Origin of the sequence: Paracoccus haematequi (assembly GCF_900631945.1) — a bacterium.
Classification (GTDB): Bacteria; Pseudomonadota; Alphaproteobacteria; order Rhodobacterales; family Rhodobacteraceae; genus Paracoccus; species Paracoccus haematequi_A.
Window position 1 is genome coordinate 104,897 of the sequence record NZ_UZWE01000022.1, and the last position, 15,819, is coordinate 120,715.

The window sequence follows — 15,819 nt, forward strand, 5'->3', positions numbered from 1 at the left end:
GCTGAACATGTTTCGGCACAGAAAACAGGACCGGGTCATGCGTCACCTTTGGGGTGGCGATAGACAAGACAGGGCATGTCGCGGATCACCGTTTCGCTTTCGATCTGCGCGCCAAGCCGCTCGGCCAGACGACGCGAACGGGCGTTATCGCGGTGGATCAGCGAGATGACCGGGCCAAGGCCCATCTGCGTCTGGGCGTGGCGGCGGGCGGCAAGGGCGGCTTCATGGGCGATGCCGCGGCCTTCGAAGCCTTCATAGATGTGCCAGCCCAGTTCGGGTTCCGGCCAGTCGATATGGTGGCCGATGCCGGTGCGGCCCGCGGTCTGGCCGCTGGCCTTGTCCTCGATCATCCACCAGCCGAAGCCGCGCAGGGTCCAGTGGCCGATCAGGCCGGTCAGCGAGGTCCAGCCGTCCCAGGGTCTGCCGGGGCCGCCGACGAAGCGGGCGCGGTCCGAGGTGGCGAAGCAAGTGATCGCATCCAGATCCGACAGGCGCGGCGCACGCAGGATAAGGCGATCAGTTTCGATTACCGGAATGCTGACCGAGATGGTTTGGGTCAAAGACGTCATTTCTTGCCGAACATCCCCGAAAGGCCGCCGGGCAGACCGGCCTTGCCCAACTGCCCGCCCAGGCCCTTGGGATCCTGCAGCATCTTCTGCGCCTCGGCCATCTTGGCGGGATCGAAGTTCTCTAGGTCGGGCAGCCCGCCGCCCTTGCCGGTCATGGCTCGCATGGCCTGCTTCAGCATCCCGCCCTTGCCCATCTTGCCCAGCTTCTTCATCGTGTCGGCCATCTGCTTCTGCATCTTCAGCAGCTTGTTCAGCTCGGACACCTCCATGCCCGCGCCCGCCGCGATCCGCTTCTTGCGGCTGGCTTGCAGCATGTCGGGATTGGCGCGCTCCTTCTTGGTCATCGAGTTGATCAGCGCGATCTGCCGGGCGATGGCCTTGTCGTCCATGCCCGCGGCCTCGGCCTGCTTGGCCATCTTGGCCATGCCGGGCATCATGCCCATGATGGACTGCATGCCGCCCATCTTCTGCATCTGTTCAAGCTGGCCCTTGAGGTCGTTCATGTTGAACAGACCCTTCTGGAAGCGCTTCATCATGCGCTCGGCCTGTTCGACCTCCAGCACCTGCTGGGCCTTTTCGACCAGGGCGACGATATCGCCCATGCCCAGGATCCGGCCCGCGACGCGCTGCGCGTCGAAGGTTTCCAGCGCGTCCATCTTTTCGCCCAGACCCACGAAGCGGATCGGCTTGCCGGTGATGGCGCGCATCGACAGGGCCGCGCCGCCGCGCCCGTCGCCGTCCATCCGCGTCAGCACCACGCCGGACACGCCCACCTTGGCGTCGAATTCGGTCGCGACGTTCACCGCGTCCTGGCCGGTCAGGCCATCGACCACCAGCAGGGTTTCGCGCGGCTGGGCGATGTCGCGGACGGCTTGAACCTCGTCCATCAGCGCCTGGTCGATGTGCAGCCGGCCGGCTGTGTCCAGCATCACCACGTCATAGCCGCCAAGGTTGGCCTGCTGCTTGGCGCGCTGCGCGATCTGCGGGGCGGTCTGGCCTGGCACGATGGGCAGGGTGTCGACGCCGATCTGCTGGCCCAGGATCGCCAGCTGCTCCATCGCGGCAGGGCGGTTGGTGTCCAGCGAGGCCATCAGCACGCGCTTCTTCTCGCGGTCCTTCAGGCGCAGGGCCAGCTTGGCAGTGGTGGTGGTCTTGCCGGACCCTTGCAACCCGACCATCAGGATCGGCGCGGGCGGGTTGTCGATGCGCAGCGCGTCGGGCGCGTCCTCGCCCTGCAAAACCTTGATCAGCTCGTCATGGACGATCTTCACGACCTGCTGGCCGGGGGTGATCGACTTGGTGACGGCCGATCCGGTGGCTTTCTGCGTCACCGCCTTGACGAAGTTGCGCGCCACCGGCAGCGACACGTCCGCCTCCAGCAGGGCCACGCGGACCTCGCGCATGGCGGCGGTCACGTCGTCCTCGGTCAGGGCGCCCTGCTTGGTCAGCCGGTCGAAGACGCCGCCCAAACGGTCGGAAAGGTTCTCGAACATCGCCGGGCCTCCTTCGGTCCAAAACAGGTTTGCCCCCGTGGGCGCGACGCGCTGACGGAGGGCGATCCCCGCACCAGGCAGGGACCGGAAGGGCAGTCCTTCCGGGAATCCGGTGGCTGATACGAAAAAACGGCCCGCAAGTCAACGCAGGCCGTCATACTCTTTACATCGGGCGTCCGACAGCCTTACGCCGCCAGCTTTTCCAGCGCGTCCTGCGCGCGGGCCAGACCGGCCTCGCGGTCCATCGCCAGGCGGTCGGCGGCCACGAAATCCACATCGGTGATGCCCAGGAAGCCCAGCATGAAGCGGATATAGTCCGAGGCGTGGTCCATCTCGGATCCCATCGGGGTGCCCGCCGCGCTATAGGCGATGATGGCGCGCTTGCCTTTCAGCAGGCCTTCGGGACCGGCTTCGGTATAGCGGAAGGATTTTCCCGCCCGCGCGATCTGGTCCAGCCAGTTCTTCAACTGCGCGGTCAGGGTGAAGTTATAGATCGGCATGCCGATCACCAGGACGTCGGCGGCCTGCACCTCGGCCAGATAGGCGTCCGAGATCTCGATCAGCTTCTGCTGTTCGGGCGTGGGATCGGTCGGCGCCAGGCGCACGGCCTTGAACCAGTCGGTGTCGATGGCGGGCACGCCCTGGTTCAGGTCGCGATAGGTGACGGTCGCATCCGGATTGGCGGCGGTCAGCTTGGCCACGATGTCCGCGGTCAGCTTGCGGGACACCGAAGCCTCGCCCGTGATGGCGCTGTCGATATGCAGGATGTTCATGGGTTTGGTCCGTTCGTCCAGAATGGTATGGCACCGATTTAGGTCTAGGCGCGCACGAACGGAAGGGCGATAAGCGCGCATCATCTGTGCGGGGATGCACATGACTATCGACAGTTGGGACGATCTTCGCATCGCGTTGGCGGTGGCGCGCACCGGCACCGTCAGTGCCGCGGCCGAGTCCCTGGGCGTTCACCATGCCACCGTGATCCGCCGGATCGACGGGCTGGAATCGCAACTGGGCGTCAAGCTGTTCCAGCGTCATCCGCGCGGCTATGCCCTGACCGAAGCCGGGCAGGCCATGCTGAAGGTGGCGGGCGATGCCGACGAACGCTTCGCCCAGCTTGCCGTGCGGATCGCGGGCGGCGCCGACCGGATCGAGGGCGAGCTGATCGTGACCTCCTTGCCCGAACTGGCCGATGTGGTCATGCCCCGGCTGATCCGCCTGATGCGCCAGCATCCTGGGCTGCGGGTGAACTATGTCACCGACGTGCGCCTGTTCCGCCTGGACGCCGGAGAGGCGCATGTGGCGATCCGTGCGGGCAGTCAACCGACCGAGCCGGATTATGTCGTGCGTTCCATGGGAACGATGCGCCATCCGGTCTATGCCGCGCCCGAATACATCGCCACCCATGGCGAGGTGACGGATATCGCCGCCCATCCCCTGGCGCTGCTGGGTCCGCAGGCCCGCAATGCGCCGCTGATGCGCTGGCTGCACGGCAAGATCGAGCCCGGCCAGATCGTGCTGACCGCCAACGACGAATCCGCGCGCGAGGCGGTGATCCGCGCGGGCCTTGCCATCGGTCCGCTGTCGCCGTCCCGCGCCGAGGGGCTGGTCGAGGTGATGGCCCTGCCCGAATGGGAATCGCGGCTGTGGCTGGTCACGCATGTCGATCTGCACCGCACGCCCAAGGTGCAGGCGGCGGTCGCCGCGCTGCGGGGCGACTGACCCCCTTCACAGTCTGCAATCGCCGCGCCAATCTGCCCCGCAGGAGGAAACCGTCATGACCCACCCCATCAGCCGCTTCGCGGTGCCCGATCTGAAGACCCTGCCGCAGGACATGCAGGACGCCATCGCCCAGGTGGCCGAGAAATCCGGCTTCGTGCCCAACGTGTTCCTGGCGCTGGCCCATCGGCCCGAGGAATTCCGCGCCTTCTTCGCCTATCACCAGGCATTGATGGACAAGGATGTCGGGCTGTCCAAGGCCGAACGAGAGATGATCGTGGTGGCCGTCAGCGGCATCAACAACTGTCAGTATTGCGTGGCGGCCCATGGCGCGATCCTGCGGATCCGGGCGAAGAACCCGCTGATCGCCGATCAGGTGGCGGTCAACTGGCGCAAGGCCGATCTGTCCGACCGGGAACGGGCGATGCTGGCCTATGCCGAAAAGGTCACGACCGCCGCCTATCAGATCGGCGATGCGGATCATCAGGCCCTGCGCGAGGCGGGCTTCGATGCCGACGAGATCTGGGACATCGGCGCCATCGCGGCCTTCTTCGGCATGTCGAACCGTATGGCCAATGCCGGGGATTTCCGCGCCAACGACGAATTCTACATGCTGGGTCGCCAGATGCCGGTCGCCCCGTGACACGGACCGAGGCGCTGCGCGGCCATGCGGCGATGCTGCTGTTTTCCGCCCTGGTGGCGGGGTCGTTCTCGCTGGGCGTCAGGGCGGCGAACCTGATCGACCCGGCGGCGATCACGGTCGCGCGCTTCATCATCGCGGCGGGGGTTCTGGTGGGGATCGTGCTGCTGGTCCCCGGCGCGGGCAGGCCGCGCGCGCTGTTGCAGGCGCCGTGGCGGTACCTGCTGCTGGGCGGCGCCTTCGCCGGCTATTTCGTCCTGATGTTCGAGGGGCTGAAGACCGCCCCCGCCGTATCGGCCAGCGCGGTCTTCACCCTGACGCCGATCATGGCGGCGGGCTTCGGCTGGCTGCTTTTGCGTCAGAGGATGACCGGGCATCTGGCCGTGGCGCTGGCTCTGGGCGGGGCCGGGGCGCTGTGGGTGATCTTTCGCGGCGACCTGGCGGCGATGGCGCGGTTCCAGATCGGCCGGGGCGAGGCGATCTATTTCATCGGCTGCGCGCTGCACGCCCTTTATACGCCGCTGGTGCGCAAGCTGAACCGGGGCGAAGGGCCGCTGATCTCGTCCCTGGGGACGCTGGTGGCGGGCGGGATCCTGACCGCGGTCTGGGGGTGGGGGGCGCTGACCGCGACCGCCTGGGGTCAGCTTCCCGCAATTGTCTGGATCACCATCTTCTATGTCGCGATCTTCGCCAGTGCGATCACCACGATGCTGGTGCAATACGCGGCGCTGCGCCTGCCTTCGGCCAAGGTGATGGCCTATACCTACCTGACGCCGCTATGGGTGATCGTTCTGGAAGCCGCCCTGGGCAAGGAAACGCCCGGCATCGTCCTGCTGCCGGGCATCCTGGCGACGCTGGGGGCGCTGGCCCTGCTGCTGCGGTCGGATCAGCCCGCCGGGCTTAGCCGCGCCCGCTGAGGCGCGCCCACAGGCTGCGCGGCGCGGGCCGGGGCGTCACGGCATGGCCGGTCAGGATGCGGCCCCCCGCCTCGATGCTGACGCGGCCGTCGGGCAGGCGGCCGACGATCGGACCCTGCGCCTGCTGGCGCGGACCCACGGAAATGGTGGCATAGCCCGGATCCCGGCGGTGGCCGGGCAGGTCGTCCATCCACAGCGCCGCAGGGTTGACGACGGCCGTTGGCGTCTGAAGCGCAAGGCCGGTGATGAAATTCGGGGTCATGTCGGTCGTCCTCCCTTCTGGTCGCCGTGCAGGCCTGGGATCATTAGGGCAGAGCGGAGCCGCCTTGGCAAGAAAAATCTACTTTCCTGGTCGTGATTGCGTGCTGTCCCGCCCTGCGCGATCCCGCAGGCGCGGCTTTGCGGCATCAGCCGCCACGCGAACTTGCCCAGCGGCGCTTTTCTTCGCGCGGCGGCGCGGCTAGGGTCCGCGCCGACATCAGGACCGGCAAGGGGTGGCTGTGGCGCATATCATCGTTGTGGGGAACGAAAAGGGCGGGTCGGGCAAGTCCACCACCTCGATGCATGTGGCGACTGCCCTGGTGCGGATGGGGCACCGGGTCGGCGGGCTGGATCTGGACGTGCGCCAGCGCAGCTTCGGCCGCTATCTGGAAAACCGCGCCCATTTCGCCCAGCGGGAAGGGCTGGACCTGCCCATGCCGGTCATCGGCACCATGGGCGAGGGCGGCGATCCGCTGACCCCGGCGCTGACCCAGCTGGAAAAGACCTGCGATTTCATCCTGCTGGACTGTCCCGGTTCGCACACGAAGCTGAGCCAGATGGCCCATACGGTCGCGGACACGCTGATCACGCCGATGAACGACAGCTTCGTCGATTTCGATCTGCTGGCCCGCCTGTCGCCCGAGGGCAAGATCCTGGGGCCGTCGATCTATGCGGAAATGGTCTGGTCGGCGCGGCAGATGCGCGCGCAGGCGGGGGCGGGGCCGATCGACTGGCTGGTGCTGAGGAACCGCCTGGGCACCCAGCAGATGCACAACAAGCGCAAGGTCGGCGGCGCGCTGCAAACCCTGTCCAAGCGGATCGGTTTCCGCGTGGCGCCGGGCTTTTCCGAACGCGTCATCTTCCGCGAATTGTTCCCGCGCGGGCTGACGCTGCTGGATCTGAAGGATATCGGCACCGAACAGCTGTCCATGTCCAACATCGCCGCGCGGCAGGAACTGCGCGACCTGGTGGCGGAACTGAACCTGCCGGGCGTCTCGGTCAACTTCTAGAGGGCGGCGACGGCACGCGTTGTTGGCGCGGCAATCTGTCGATATGGTCGGCCAGCCAATCCTGGGATGACGGGCCGATCCATGCGCCTTCTTGCCGTTCTTCTTGCCGCCCTTGCCGTGCCGGCATCCGCCCCGGCCAACGAACCCGCATCCGCGTCGGAACCCCCCGCGCGCACGGCCCCGGCGGTCACCGTCGCCGCCGCCGCGATGGCCGAGGTTCAGGCCCGCGTCCCCGTATCGGGCAGCATCGTCGCGCGCCAGCTTGTTCAGGTCTTCCCGCAGGTCTCGGGTTACGAGATCACCGAAATCCTGGCCGAGGCGGGTGACAGCGTGACCAAGGGCCAGGTGCTGGCGCGGCTGTCCACCGACACGCTGTCGGCGCAACTGGAACAGGCCGAGGCGGAATTCCTGCGGGCCGAGGCGGGCGTGGGCCAGGCGCACAGCACCATCGACAGCGCGGCGGCGTCGCTGACCCAGGCGCAGGCCACCTTGCAGCGCGTGCAGCGCCTGCGCCAGGCTGGCACCGCGTCCCAATCGGCCCTGGACGACGCCGTCGCGGCCGAGGCGAACGCGCGGGCGCAGGCCGCATCCGCCGCCGACGGGCTGGCGGTGGCGCGCGCGGCGCTGGCGCAGGCGCAGGCGGCGCGGCGGATCGCGCAACTGAACCTCGACCGGGCGCAGATCGCCGCCCCGGTGGCCGGGGTGGTCGTGACCCGCACCGCCGAACTGGGCGCCTTGGCGGGCGGCGGCACGGACCCGCTGTTCACCCTGCTGGCCGATGGCGCGATCGAGATGTCGGCCGAGGTGATCGAGACCGCGCTGCCCCGCCTGAGCGTGGGCGACCCGGCCGAGATCAGCGTCGCGGGCGTCGGCGCGGTGTCGGGAACGGTGCGGCTGGTCCCCGCCTCGGTCGATCCGGTGACGCGGCTGGGGATCATGCGCGTCGCTCTGGATGCCGCCAGCGGCGTCAGGACCGGACAGTTCGCCAGCGGCTGGATCGTCACCGACCGCCGCCAGGCGATCACCGTCCCCGCCGGTGCAGTGCTGGCCGACGACGCAGGCGAACGGGTGCAGGTCGTCCGCGACGGCGTCGTCGAAACCCGCCCGGTGCGCGCGGGCCTGCTGTGGGACGGGCGGCGCGAAATCGTCGAGGGCCTGGCCCTGGGCGAACAGGTCATCGCCCGGTCCGGCGCCTTTTTCCGCAGCGGCGACCAGGTTCGACCGACCCCGGCCGAGGGGGCGGGGCCATGAATTTCTCGGCCCTGTCGATCCGCCATCCGGTCCCGCCCATCGCGGTCTTCATGGTCCTGGTGATCGTCGGGCTGTACAGCTTCATGCGGCTGCCGGTCACAGCGATGCCCAATATCGACCTGCCCATCGTCCAGGTCACCATCGACCAGCCGGGCGCGGCGCCCGCCGAACTGACCACCCAGGTCATCCAGCCGGTCGAGGACAGCATCGCATCCGTCACCGGGGTCCGGCACATCACCTCGACCGCGACGGACAGCACGGCGCTGATCGTGGTCGAATTCGAACTGGAAACCGACAGCGACCGCGCCGTCAACGACGTGAAGGACGCGGTGTCGAACGTCCGCCAGCAGATGCCCGAAAGCATCAGCGAGCCGCTGGTCCAGAGGCTGGACGTGACCGGGATGCCGATCCTGACCTATGCCGTCAGCGATCCGACCCAATCCATCGAATCGCTGTCGAAATTCGTGGATGACGTGATCGGGCGCGACCTGTCCACGGTCGATGGCGTCGGCAAGACCGCCCGCATCGGCGGGGCGGCCCGCGAAATCAAGGTCGAACTGGACCCCGACCGGCTGCTGGCCCATGGGCTGACGGCGGCGGATGTGTCGAACCAGCTTCGCGCCCGAAACATCGACCTGGGCGGCGGGCGCGGCGACTTGGCAGGGCGCGAATATTCGATCCGCACCCTGGGCGCCGCCGACAGCGTGGATCAGCTTGCCGCGGCGCCGATCTCGATCGCCGATGGCCGCACGATCCGGCTGGACCAGTTGGGCCGCGTCGTCGACGGCCCGGCCGAGGAACGCAGCTTCGCCCTGCTGGACGGCCAGCCCGTCGTGGCCTTCGGCATCTATCGCACCACAGGGGCCTCGGATCTGTCCACGGGCGACGGGGCCAAGGAACGGCTGGCCCAGATCGGCGAGCGGTTTCCGAACGTGCGGATCAGCCTGATCGACGATGCCACCACCTATACCGAGGCCAGCTATCACAGCGCGATGGAGACGCTGTACGAAGGCGCGGCATTGGCGGTGATCGTGGTGTTCCTGTTCCTGCGCAACTGGCGCGCCACGCTGGTCGCGGCCGTGGCGCTGCCCCTGTCGATCATCCCCACGTTTTTCGTGATGCACTGGCTGGGTTTTACCCTGAACGGCATCAGCCTGCTGGGCATCACCCTGGTCACCGGCATCCTGGTCGATGACGCCATCGTGGAAATCGAGAACATCGTCCGCCATATCGGCATGGGCGTGCCCCCGTATGAGGCCAGCGAGGAAGCCGCGAACGAGATCGGCCTGACGGTGATCGCGATCAGCTTTTCCATCGTCGCAGTCTTTGCCCCGGTCAGCTTCATGGGCGGGATTCCGGGACAGTATTTCAAGCAGTTCGGGCTGACGGTTGCGGTCTCGGTGCTGTTCTCGCTGCTGGTGGCGCGCATCATCACGCCGATGATGGCGGCCTATCTGATGCGCGGCACGGTGCATGGCACGGAGCAGCGCGACGGTTTCGTGATGCGGAACCTGATGCGCGTCGTCGGCTGGACCATGCGCCATCGCGGCCTGACGCTGCTGACGGGGATCGGGATCTTCGCAGGCTCGATCTATTCGGCGACGCTTCTGCCGACCGAATTCATCCCGGCCTCGGACATCGGCCGCAGCCAGATCGAGGTCGAACTGCCCCCCGGCGCCACCATCGCCGAGACCGAGGACGCCGCCCGCCGCCTGTCCGCCCAGATCGCCGAATTGCCGGAAACGCAATCGGTTTTCGTCTATAGCGACGGATCCGACGTGACCGAGGCGCGGGTGATGATCAACTATGGCAAGAAGGAAACCCGCGAACGGTCGCAATTCGTCCTGGAGGAGGAATTGAAGCGCCGCCTGTCGGGCACCCCCGACATGCGCATCAACTTCCAGAACGAGAACGGCCAGAACGACCTGACCATCAACGTCCTGGGCACCACCGACGAAGGCGCGGCCCTGGCCGCCGAACGCCTGACCGCCGCGATGGCCGAACTGCCCTCGCTGGAAAGCGTGACCAGTTCGGCCAGCCTGCAACGCCCGGAAATCCAGATCACGCCGCGCGCCGATCTGGCCGCTCAACTGGGCGTGTCGGCCAGCGACATGGCGACGACGCTGCGGGTCGCGACCCTGGGCGATACCGAGGCCAACCTGGCCAAGTTCAACGCGGGCGACGAACAGATCCCCATCGTCGTGCGGCTGAACGCCGATGCGCGGGCCGACCTGGTGACGGTGCAGAATCTGCGGGTCAATTCGTCCCTGGGCCAGGTGCCGCTGGGGGCGGTCGCCGATGTGGCGCTGTCGGCGGGCGCGACCGAGATCGGGCGATATGACCGCCAGTTCCAGACGACGGTGAACGCCAACCTTGCCGACGGGCAGCTGCTGGGGCCGGTCAGCGCCCAGGTGACCGAGCTGCAAGCCCGGATCGAACTGCCGCCCGGCACGCGCATCCAGCCCTCGGGCGATGCCGAGATCATGGGCGAGGTCTTCGGCGCCTTCGGCACCGCCATGGGCGCGGGGGTGATGCTGGTCTATGTCGTTCTGGTGCTGCTGTTCCACAACTTCATCACGCCGGTCTCGATCCTTCTGTCGCTGCCGCTGGCCATCGGCGGGGCGATCCTGGCGCTGTTCGCGACCGGCCATTCGATCAGCATGGCGGTGGTGATCGGCTTTCTGATGCTGATGGGAATCGTCACCAAGAATTCCATCATGCTGGTGGAATTTGCGCTGACCGCCATCGAGAAGGGCGTGCCCAAGCGCGATGCGATTCTGGACGCGGTTCACAAGCGCGCGCGCCCCATCGTCATGACCACCATCGCGATGAGCGCGGGCATGGTGCCCTCGGCCCTGGCGACGGGCGAGGGCGGCGAATTCCGCGCGCCCATGGCGATCGCCGTGATCGGCGGGCTGCTGCTGTCGACCGTGCTGTCGCTGCTGTTCGTGCCGGCGCTGTTTTCGCTGATCCATGGCGGGCAGGGACGGCTGACCGGCTGGATCGCCCGGCGGATCGGGCTGAACCGGCCCCGGCAGGCCGCCGAATGACCGGAACTTCGCGGGGCGGCTCGCATTGGGTGGGCTGATGCGAAAGGAGGCCATTCATGGCAAGGGTTCTGATCATGGCATCCGACGGATTCGAGCAGTCCGAACTGTTCGTGCCGCTGGAAAAGCTGAAGGCTGCGGGCCATCAGGTCGATGTGGCCGCGCCCGAGGCAGGCGAGATCACCGGCTGGGACAAGGACGACTGGGGCAAGTCGGTGACGGCGGACAAGGCCATCGCCGGTCTGTCGGAAGGTGACTATGACGCGCTTGTCCTGCCGGGTGGGGTCATCAATCCCGACACCTTGCGCCAGGACGGCAAGGCCGTGGCGCTGATCCGCGATTTCGCGGATGCGGGAAAGCCGGTTGCCGCCGTTTGTCACGCGCCCTGGCTGCTGATCGAGGCCGGGCTGGCCCAAGGCCGCCGGTTGACCGGCTATGGGTCGATCCGCACGGATCTGAGGAATGCCGGGGCCGAGGTGGTGGACGAAAAGGTCGTGGTGGATCGGGGCGTCATCACCAGCCGCAATCCGGGCGACCTGGATGCGTTCGTCGGCGCCATCGAGGATGCGTTGGGGTGATTGCGTCCCGCGAAAGCCGGGGGACTTCGCGTCCCCCGGACCCCCTGCGGGATATTGGGACCAAGGCAAAGAGAAAGGGGCGCCTGTCGAGGGCGCCCCTTTGCATGTGTCCGGGTAGGTGTCAGGCCAGCATGCCCATCGGGTTTTCCAGATGGGTGACAATGGCTTCCAGAAGCTGCGCGCCCAAGGCGCCGTCGATGACGCGGTGATCGACCGAGAGGGTCATCGACATGACGTTGCGGATCACCACCTCGCCGTTTTCGACCACGGGCGTCTGGATGCCCGCGCCGACCGCCAGGATCGCGCCATGCGGCGGGTTGATGACCGCGTCGAAATTCTCGATCCCGAACATGCCGAGATTCGAGATCGCGAAGCTGCCGCCCTGGTATTCGTGCGGGGCCAGCTTCTTGGTCTTGGCCCGGTTGGCGAGATCCTTCATTTCGGTCGACAGGGCCGAAAGGGTCTTCTGATGCGCATCCTTCAGGACCGGGGTGAAGAGGCCGCCCTCGATGGCGACCGCGACCGCCACGTCCGAGGGCTTCAGCTTCAGGATCCGGTCGCCCGCCCAGACGGCGTTGGCGTCCGGCACCTCTTGCAGGGCCAGGGCGCAGGCCTTGATGATGAAGTCGTTGACCGACAGCTTGACCTTGCGGGCCTCCAGTTGCTTGTTCAGGTCGCCCCGGAATTTCATCAGCGCATCCAGCCTGGCCGAGCGGCGCAGGTAGAAATGCGGGATGGTCTGCTTGGCCTCGCCCAGGCGGGCGGCGATGGTGCGGCGCATGCCGTCAAGCGCGACCTCGGTTGTCTCGCGGTCGGCATACATCTTGAGGATCGCCTCGGCGGACGGGGCCTTGGGCGCGGACGCGGCTGCGGGCGCCGGGGCGGCCGACGGCGCAGCGGCGGGGGCCGCTGCGGGCTTGGCGGCGCCGGGTTGCGCGCCTTCCACGTCAGCCTTGACGATCCGGCCGCGTGGGCCGCTGCCGGTGATGGCCGACAGGTCGATGCCTTTTTCGGCCGCGATTCGACGGGCCAGGGGCGAGGCGAAGATGCGGTCGCCGCTGTCCTGCCGGGTTGGCGCGGCCTTGGGCGCCTCGCCTGCGACGGGGGCGCCGACGGGGCCTCCGTAGCCTTTTTCAGCGGCCGCCTTTTCCTCGGCGGCGGGGGCCGCGTTGGACGGCGCGGGGCTGGAGACCGCCGAGGCGTCCTCGCCTTCCTCCAGCAGCACGGCGATGGGCGTGTTGACCTTCACCCCCGCGCTGCCCTCGGCGATGAGGATCTTGCCGATCTTGCCTTCATCGACGGCCTCGAATTCCATCGTCGCCTTGTCGGTTTCGATCTCGGCGATGATGTCGCCGGATTTCACCGCGTCGCCCTCTTTCACCAGCCATTTGGCCAGGGTGCCTTCCTCCATCGTCGGGGACAGCGCGGGCATCAGGATTTCTGTCGGCATAACGCGTTCCCCCTCAGCGGTAGGTGACTTTTTTCACGGCGTCCACGACCTCGGACGGTGTGATCAGCGCGTGTTTTTCAAGGTTGGCCGCATAGGGCATGGGCACGTCCTTGCCGGTGCAGTTGATCACCGGGGCATCCAGGTAATCGAAGGCGTTTTCCATGATATAGGCCGACAGGTGGTTGCCGATGGACCCGACCGGGAAGCCTTCCTCGACGGTGACGCAGCGGTTGGTCTTTTTCACCGAGTCGATGATCGTGCCATAGTCGATGGGGCGCAGGGTGCGCAGGTCGATCACCTCGGCCTCGATCCCGTCCTGGGCCAGTTTGTCGGCGGCTTCCAGCGCGTGGGCCATGCCGATGCCGAAGCTGATGATCGTCACGTCCTTGCCGGTGCGCGCGATGCGGGCCTTGCCGAAGGGGATGGTGAAATCGGGCAGGTCCGGGACTTCGAAGGACCGGCCATAGAGGATCTCGTTTTCCAGGAAGATGACCGGGTTCGGGTCGCGGATCGCCTGCTTCATCAGACCCTTGGCGTCGGCGGCGCTGTAGGGCATCACCACCTTGAGGCCGGGAACCGAGGCATACCAGGCCGCGTAATCCTGGCTGTGCTGGGCGGCCACGCGGGCGGCCGCGCCGTTCGGGCCGCGAAAGACGATGGGGCAGCCCATCTGCCCGCCCGACATGTACAGCGTCTTGGCGGCCGAGTTGATGATGTGGTCCATCGCCTGCATGGCGAAGTTGAAGGTCATGAACTCGACGATGGGGCGCAGGCCCGCAAGCGCCGCGCCGGTGCCGATCCCCGCGAAGCCGATCTCGCTGATCGGGGTATCGACCACACGGCGCGGGCCGAAGCGGTCCAGCAGCCCTTGGCTGATCTTGTAGGCGCCCTGGTATTCGCCGACTTCCTCGCCCATCAGGAAGACGGTCTCGTCGCGCTCCATTTCCTCGGCCATGGCCTCGCGCAGGGCTTCCCGCACGGTCATGGTCTTCATCCTGGTGCCCTCGGGCCAGTCGGGGCTGCGATCCGGCTCGGGCGTCTTGACCTGTTCGACGGCCGACGCGGCGGGGGCTTCGGACTTCGCCTCGGCGGGGGCGGCTTTCGGAGCCTCGGCCTTCACGTCGTCGGCCGATTCGCCTTCCTCGACCAGGACCGCGATGGGGGTGTTGACCTTCACGCCCTGGGAGCCTTCGGACACGAGGATCTTGCCCAGGATGCCCTCATCCACGGCCTCGAATTCCATCGTCGCCTTGTCGGTTTCGATCTCGGCGATGATGTCGCCGGATTTCACCGCGTCGCCTTCCTTCTTCAGCCATTTCGCCAGCGTGCCTTCCTCCATCGTCGGGGACAGGGCGGGCATCAGGATTTCGGTTGCCATATACTCAGCCCTCCCTCAGGCGACTTCTTCGGCGCTGCCCTGGGGCAGGTCTTCGGCGTAAATGTCGGTCCACAGTTCTTCCAAGGCCGGTTCCGGGCTTTCCTTGGCGAATTCGGCCGAATCGTTGACGATGTCCTTGATGTCCTTGTCGATGGCCTTCAGGTCGTCCTCGGTCGCGTGCTTGCCTTGCAGCAGCAGTTCGCGGACATGTTCGATGGCGTCGCGTTCGTCGCGCATCTTCTGCACCTCCTCGCGGGTGCGGTATTTCGCCGGGTCCGACATCGAATGGCCGCGATAGCGATAGGTCATGACCTCCAGGATGTACGGCCCCTTGCCCGCGCGGCAGTGCGCCACGGCCTTTTCGCCCGCAGCCTTCACCGCCAGCACGTCCATGCCGTCCACCTGTTCGCCGGGAATGCCGAAGGCCTCGCCCCGGCCGAACAGCGTGGTCGATTTGGTGGACCGCTTGACGCTGGTGCCCATGGCGTACTGGTTGTTCTCGATCACGAAGATCACCGGCAGATCCCACAACTCGGCCATGTTGTAGGTCTCGTAGACCTGGCCCTGATTCGCGGCGCCGTCGCCGAAATAGGCGAAGGTCACGTTGTCATTGCCCAGATACTTGTCGGCGAAGGCCAGGCCCGCGCCCAGCGGCACCTGCGCCGCGACGATGCCATGGCCGCCATAGAAGTGCTTTTCGCGGCTGAACATGTGCATCGAGCCGCCCTTGCCCTTGGAATAGCCTCCCTCGCGGCCCGTCAGTTCGGCCATCACGCCGCGCGCTTCCATCCCGCAGGCCAGCATATGGCCGTGGTCGCGATAGCTGGTGATGCGCTTGTCGCCTTCCTTCGCCGTGGCCTCCAGGCCGACGACCACCGCTTCCTGCCCGATATACAGGTGGCAGAAGCCGCCGATCAGGCCCATGCCGTAAAGCTGGCCGGCCTTTTCCTCGAACCGGCGGATCAGCAGCATGTCGCGGTAATATTGCAAAAGCTCGTCGCGGGACACGTTCGACGGCGCGGCGGCGGTCTGCGTATCGGTTGCGGTGGCAGGCTTTCTGGCCATGCGGGGGTTCCCTCCTCGAAGCGCGGTCGGAATAGTTCAGCGTTAAACTATCCGTAGCGCATCGGTCCAAAAGGCGCAATCCGCGAACCGCAGACCCGGCTTTCAGCGCAGGATCACCTCGTCCGCGCGGATCAGGCCCAGGATTTCGCGGGCGCGTTCGTCCAGCAGATCCAGGTCCAGATATTCGTCCGACATGCGGCGCGTCAGGTTCTGCATGTCCTGGACCTCGGCCTTCAGCTTGTCGCGTTCCACGGCCAGTTCGGCGGTCTCGGCTTCGATCTGGATGCGGCGCAGGATGCCGGATGGGCCTTGCACGGCGGCGAAGGCGAAATACAGGCCCAGGGCCACGGCCAGGGCCAAAAGCACGGTGGCGCTGAGGGAAAGACGCTGCGACATGACGGGGCCGTTTCGTTGGGTCGGGGGATCATGCCACAGGGGCGGGGG

The 15,819-nt window shown here is 67.0% G+C and carries 15 protein-coding genes; 7 read left to right on the forward strand and 8 right to left on the reverse strand.

Annotated elements, in window-relative coordinates:
* Nucleotides 1-35: 35 nt before the first annotated feature.
* The 3 genes from PARHAE_RS04435 to PARHAE_RS04445 all read right to left on the reverse strand — a co-directional run bounded on the left by PARHAE_RS04435 (nt 36) and on the right by PARHAE_RS04445 (nt 2,835).
* A complete protein-coding gene (locus PARHAE_RS04435; protein WP_126153391.1) occupies nt 36-569 on the reverse strand; it encodes a GNAT family N-acetyltransferase in 534 nt (177 codons plus the stop codon).
* Nucleotides 566-2,062, reverse strand: coding sequence for a signal recognition particle protein (gene ffh / locus PARHAE_RS04440; RefSeq protein ID WP_126153392.1), 1,497 nt, complete (start codon nt 2,060-2,062; stop codon nt 566-568). Before ffh ends, PARHAE_RS04435 begins: the two co-directional genes overlap by 4 nt.
* A 185-nt stretch (nt 2,063-2,247) precedes the next feature.
* Nucleotides 2,248-2,835: an FMN-dependent NADH-azoreductase gene (locus tag PARHAE_RS04445; RefSeq protein ID WP_126153393.1), complete on the reverse strand. Its 588-nt coding sequence runs from the start codon at nt 2,833-2,835 to the stop codon at nt 2,248-2,250.
* Between the two features lie 100 nt (nt 2,836-2,935).
* On the opposite strand from PARHAE_RS04445, the gene PARHAE_RS04450 reads away from it, so the two are divergent.
* The 3 genes from PARHAE_RS04450 to PARHAE_RS04460 are packed head-to-tail and all read left to right on the forward strand — an operon-like array spanning nt 2,936 to nt 5,335.
* Complete coding sequence (locus PARHAE_RS04450) at nt 2,936-3,781, forward strand: LysR family transcriptional regulator (protein ID WP_126153394.1); 846 nt, start codon at nt 2,936-2,938, stop codon at nt 3,779-3,781.
* A 55-nt stretch (nt 3,782-3,836) separates the two neighbouring features.
* A complete protein-coding gene (locus tag PARHAE_RS04455; protein ID WP_126153395.1) occupies nt 3,837-4,421 on the forward strand; it encodes a peroxidase-related enzyme in 585 nt (194 codons plus the stop codon).
* Nucleotides 4,422-4,453: 32 nt separating this feature from the next.
* Nucleotides 4,454-5,335 (forward strand): DMT family transporter, encoded by an 882-nt coding sequence (locus PARHAE_RS04460; RefSeq protein WP_126153419.1) that lies wholly within the window; start codon nt 4,454-4,456, stop codon nt 5,333-5,335.
* On the opposite strand, the gene PARHAE_RS04465 is transcribed toward PARHAE_RS04460, so the two are convergent.
* Nucleotides 5,319-5,597: a hypothetical protein gene (locus tag PARHAE_RS04465; RefSeq protein WP_126153396.1), complete on the reverse strand. Its 279-nt coding sequence runs from the start codon at nt 5,595-5,597 to the stop codon at nt 5,319-5,321. The two genes, PARHAE_RS04460 and PARHAE_RS04465, sit on opposite strands and share 17 nt — an antisense overlap.
* A 238-nt stretch (nt 5,598-5,835) precedes the next feature.
* On the opposite strand from PARHAE_RS04465, the gene PARHAE_RS04470 reads away from it, so the two are divergent.
* The 4 genes from PARHAE_RS04470 to PARHAE_RS04485 all read left to right on the forward strand — a co-directional run bounded on the left by PARHAE_RS04470 (nt 5,836) and on the right by PARHAE_RS04485 (nt 11,482).
* Entirely contained in the window at nt 5,836-6,606 is a 771-nt protein-coding gene (locus tag PARHAE_RS04470) for a division plane positioning ATPase MipZ (RefSeq protein ID WP_126153397.1), read from the forward strand.
* Between the two features lie 81 nt (nt 6,607-6,687).
* Complete coding sequence (locus PARHAE_RS04475; protein ID WP_241232664.1) at nt 6,688-7,857, forward strand: efflux RND transporter periplasmic adaptor subunit; 1,170 nt, start codon at nt 6,688-6,690, stop codon at nt 7,855-7,857.
* The gene (locus tag PARHAE_RS04480) at nt 7,854-10,907 is read left to right on the forward strand and encodes an efflux RND transporter permease subunit (protein ID WP_126153399.1); all 3,054 of its coding nucleotides are present in this window, start codon (nt 7,854-7,856) and stop codon (nt 10,905-10,907) included. The genes PARHAE_RS04475 and PARHAE_RS04480 overlap by 4 nt, the downstream gene beginning before the upstream one ends.
* 56 nt (nt 10,908-10,963) lie before the next feature.
* Nucleotides 10,964-11,482 (forward strand): type 1 glutamine amidotransferase domain-containing protein, encoded by a 519-nt coding sequence (locus tag PARHAE_RS04485; RefSeq protein WP_126153400.1) that lies wholly within the window; start codon nt 10,964-10,966, stop codon nt 11,480-11,482.
* 121 nt (nt 11,483-11,603) lie between these two features.
* Here the strand turns inward: PARHAE_RS04485 and PARHAE_RS04490 are convergent, their stop codons facing one another.
* The 4 genes from PARHAE_RS04490 to PARHAE_RS04505 all read right to left on the reverse strand — a co-directional run.
* On the reverse strand, nt 11,604-12,932 hold the full coding sequence (locus PARHAE_RS04490) for a pyruvate dehydrogenase complex dihydrolipoamide acetyltransferase (RefSeq protein WP_126153401.1): 1,329 nt from the start codon (nt 12,930-12,932) through the stop codon (nt 11,604-11,606).
* A 13-nt stretch (nt 12,933-12,945) separates the two neighbouring features.
* The gene (locus PARHAE_RS04495) at nt 12,946-14,310 is read right to left on the reverse strand and encodes a pyruvate dehydrogenase complex E1 component subunit beta (RefSeq protein WP_126153402.1); all 1,365 of its coding nucleotides are present in this window, start codon (nt 14,308-14,310) and stop codon (nt 12,946-12,948) included.
* A 15-nt stretch (nt 14,311-14,325) separates the two neighbouring features.
* Nucleotides 14,326-15,375, reverse strand: coding sequence for a pyruvate dehydrogenase (acetyl-transferring) E1 component subunit alpha (gene pdhA, locus PARHAE_RS04500; RefSeq protein ID WP_126153403.1), 1,050 nt, complete (start codon nt 15,373-15,375; stop codon nt 14,326-14,328).
* 102 nt (nt 15,376-15,477) lie between these two features.
* Nucleotides 15,478-15,819 (reverse strand): FtsB family cell division protein (locus PARHAE_RS04505; protein ID WP_420899386.1); only part of this gene is annotated, 342 nt, incomplete at its 5' end.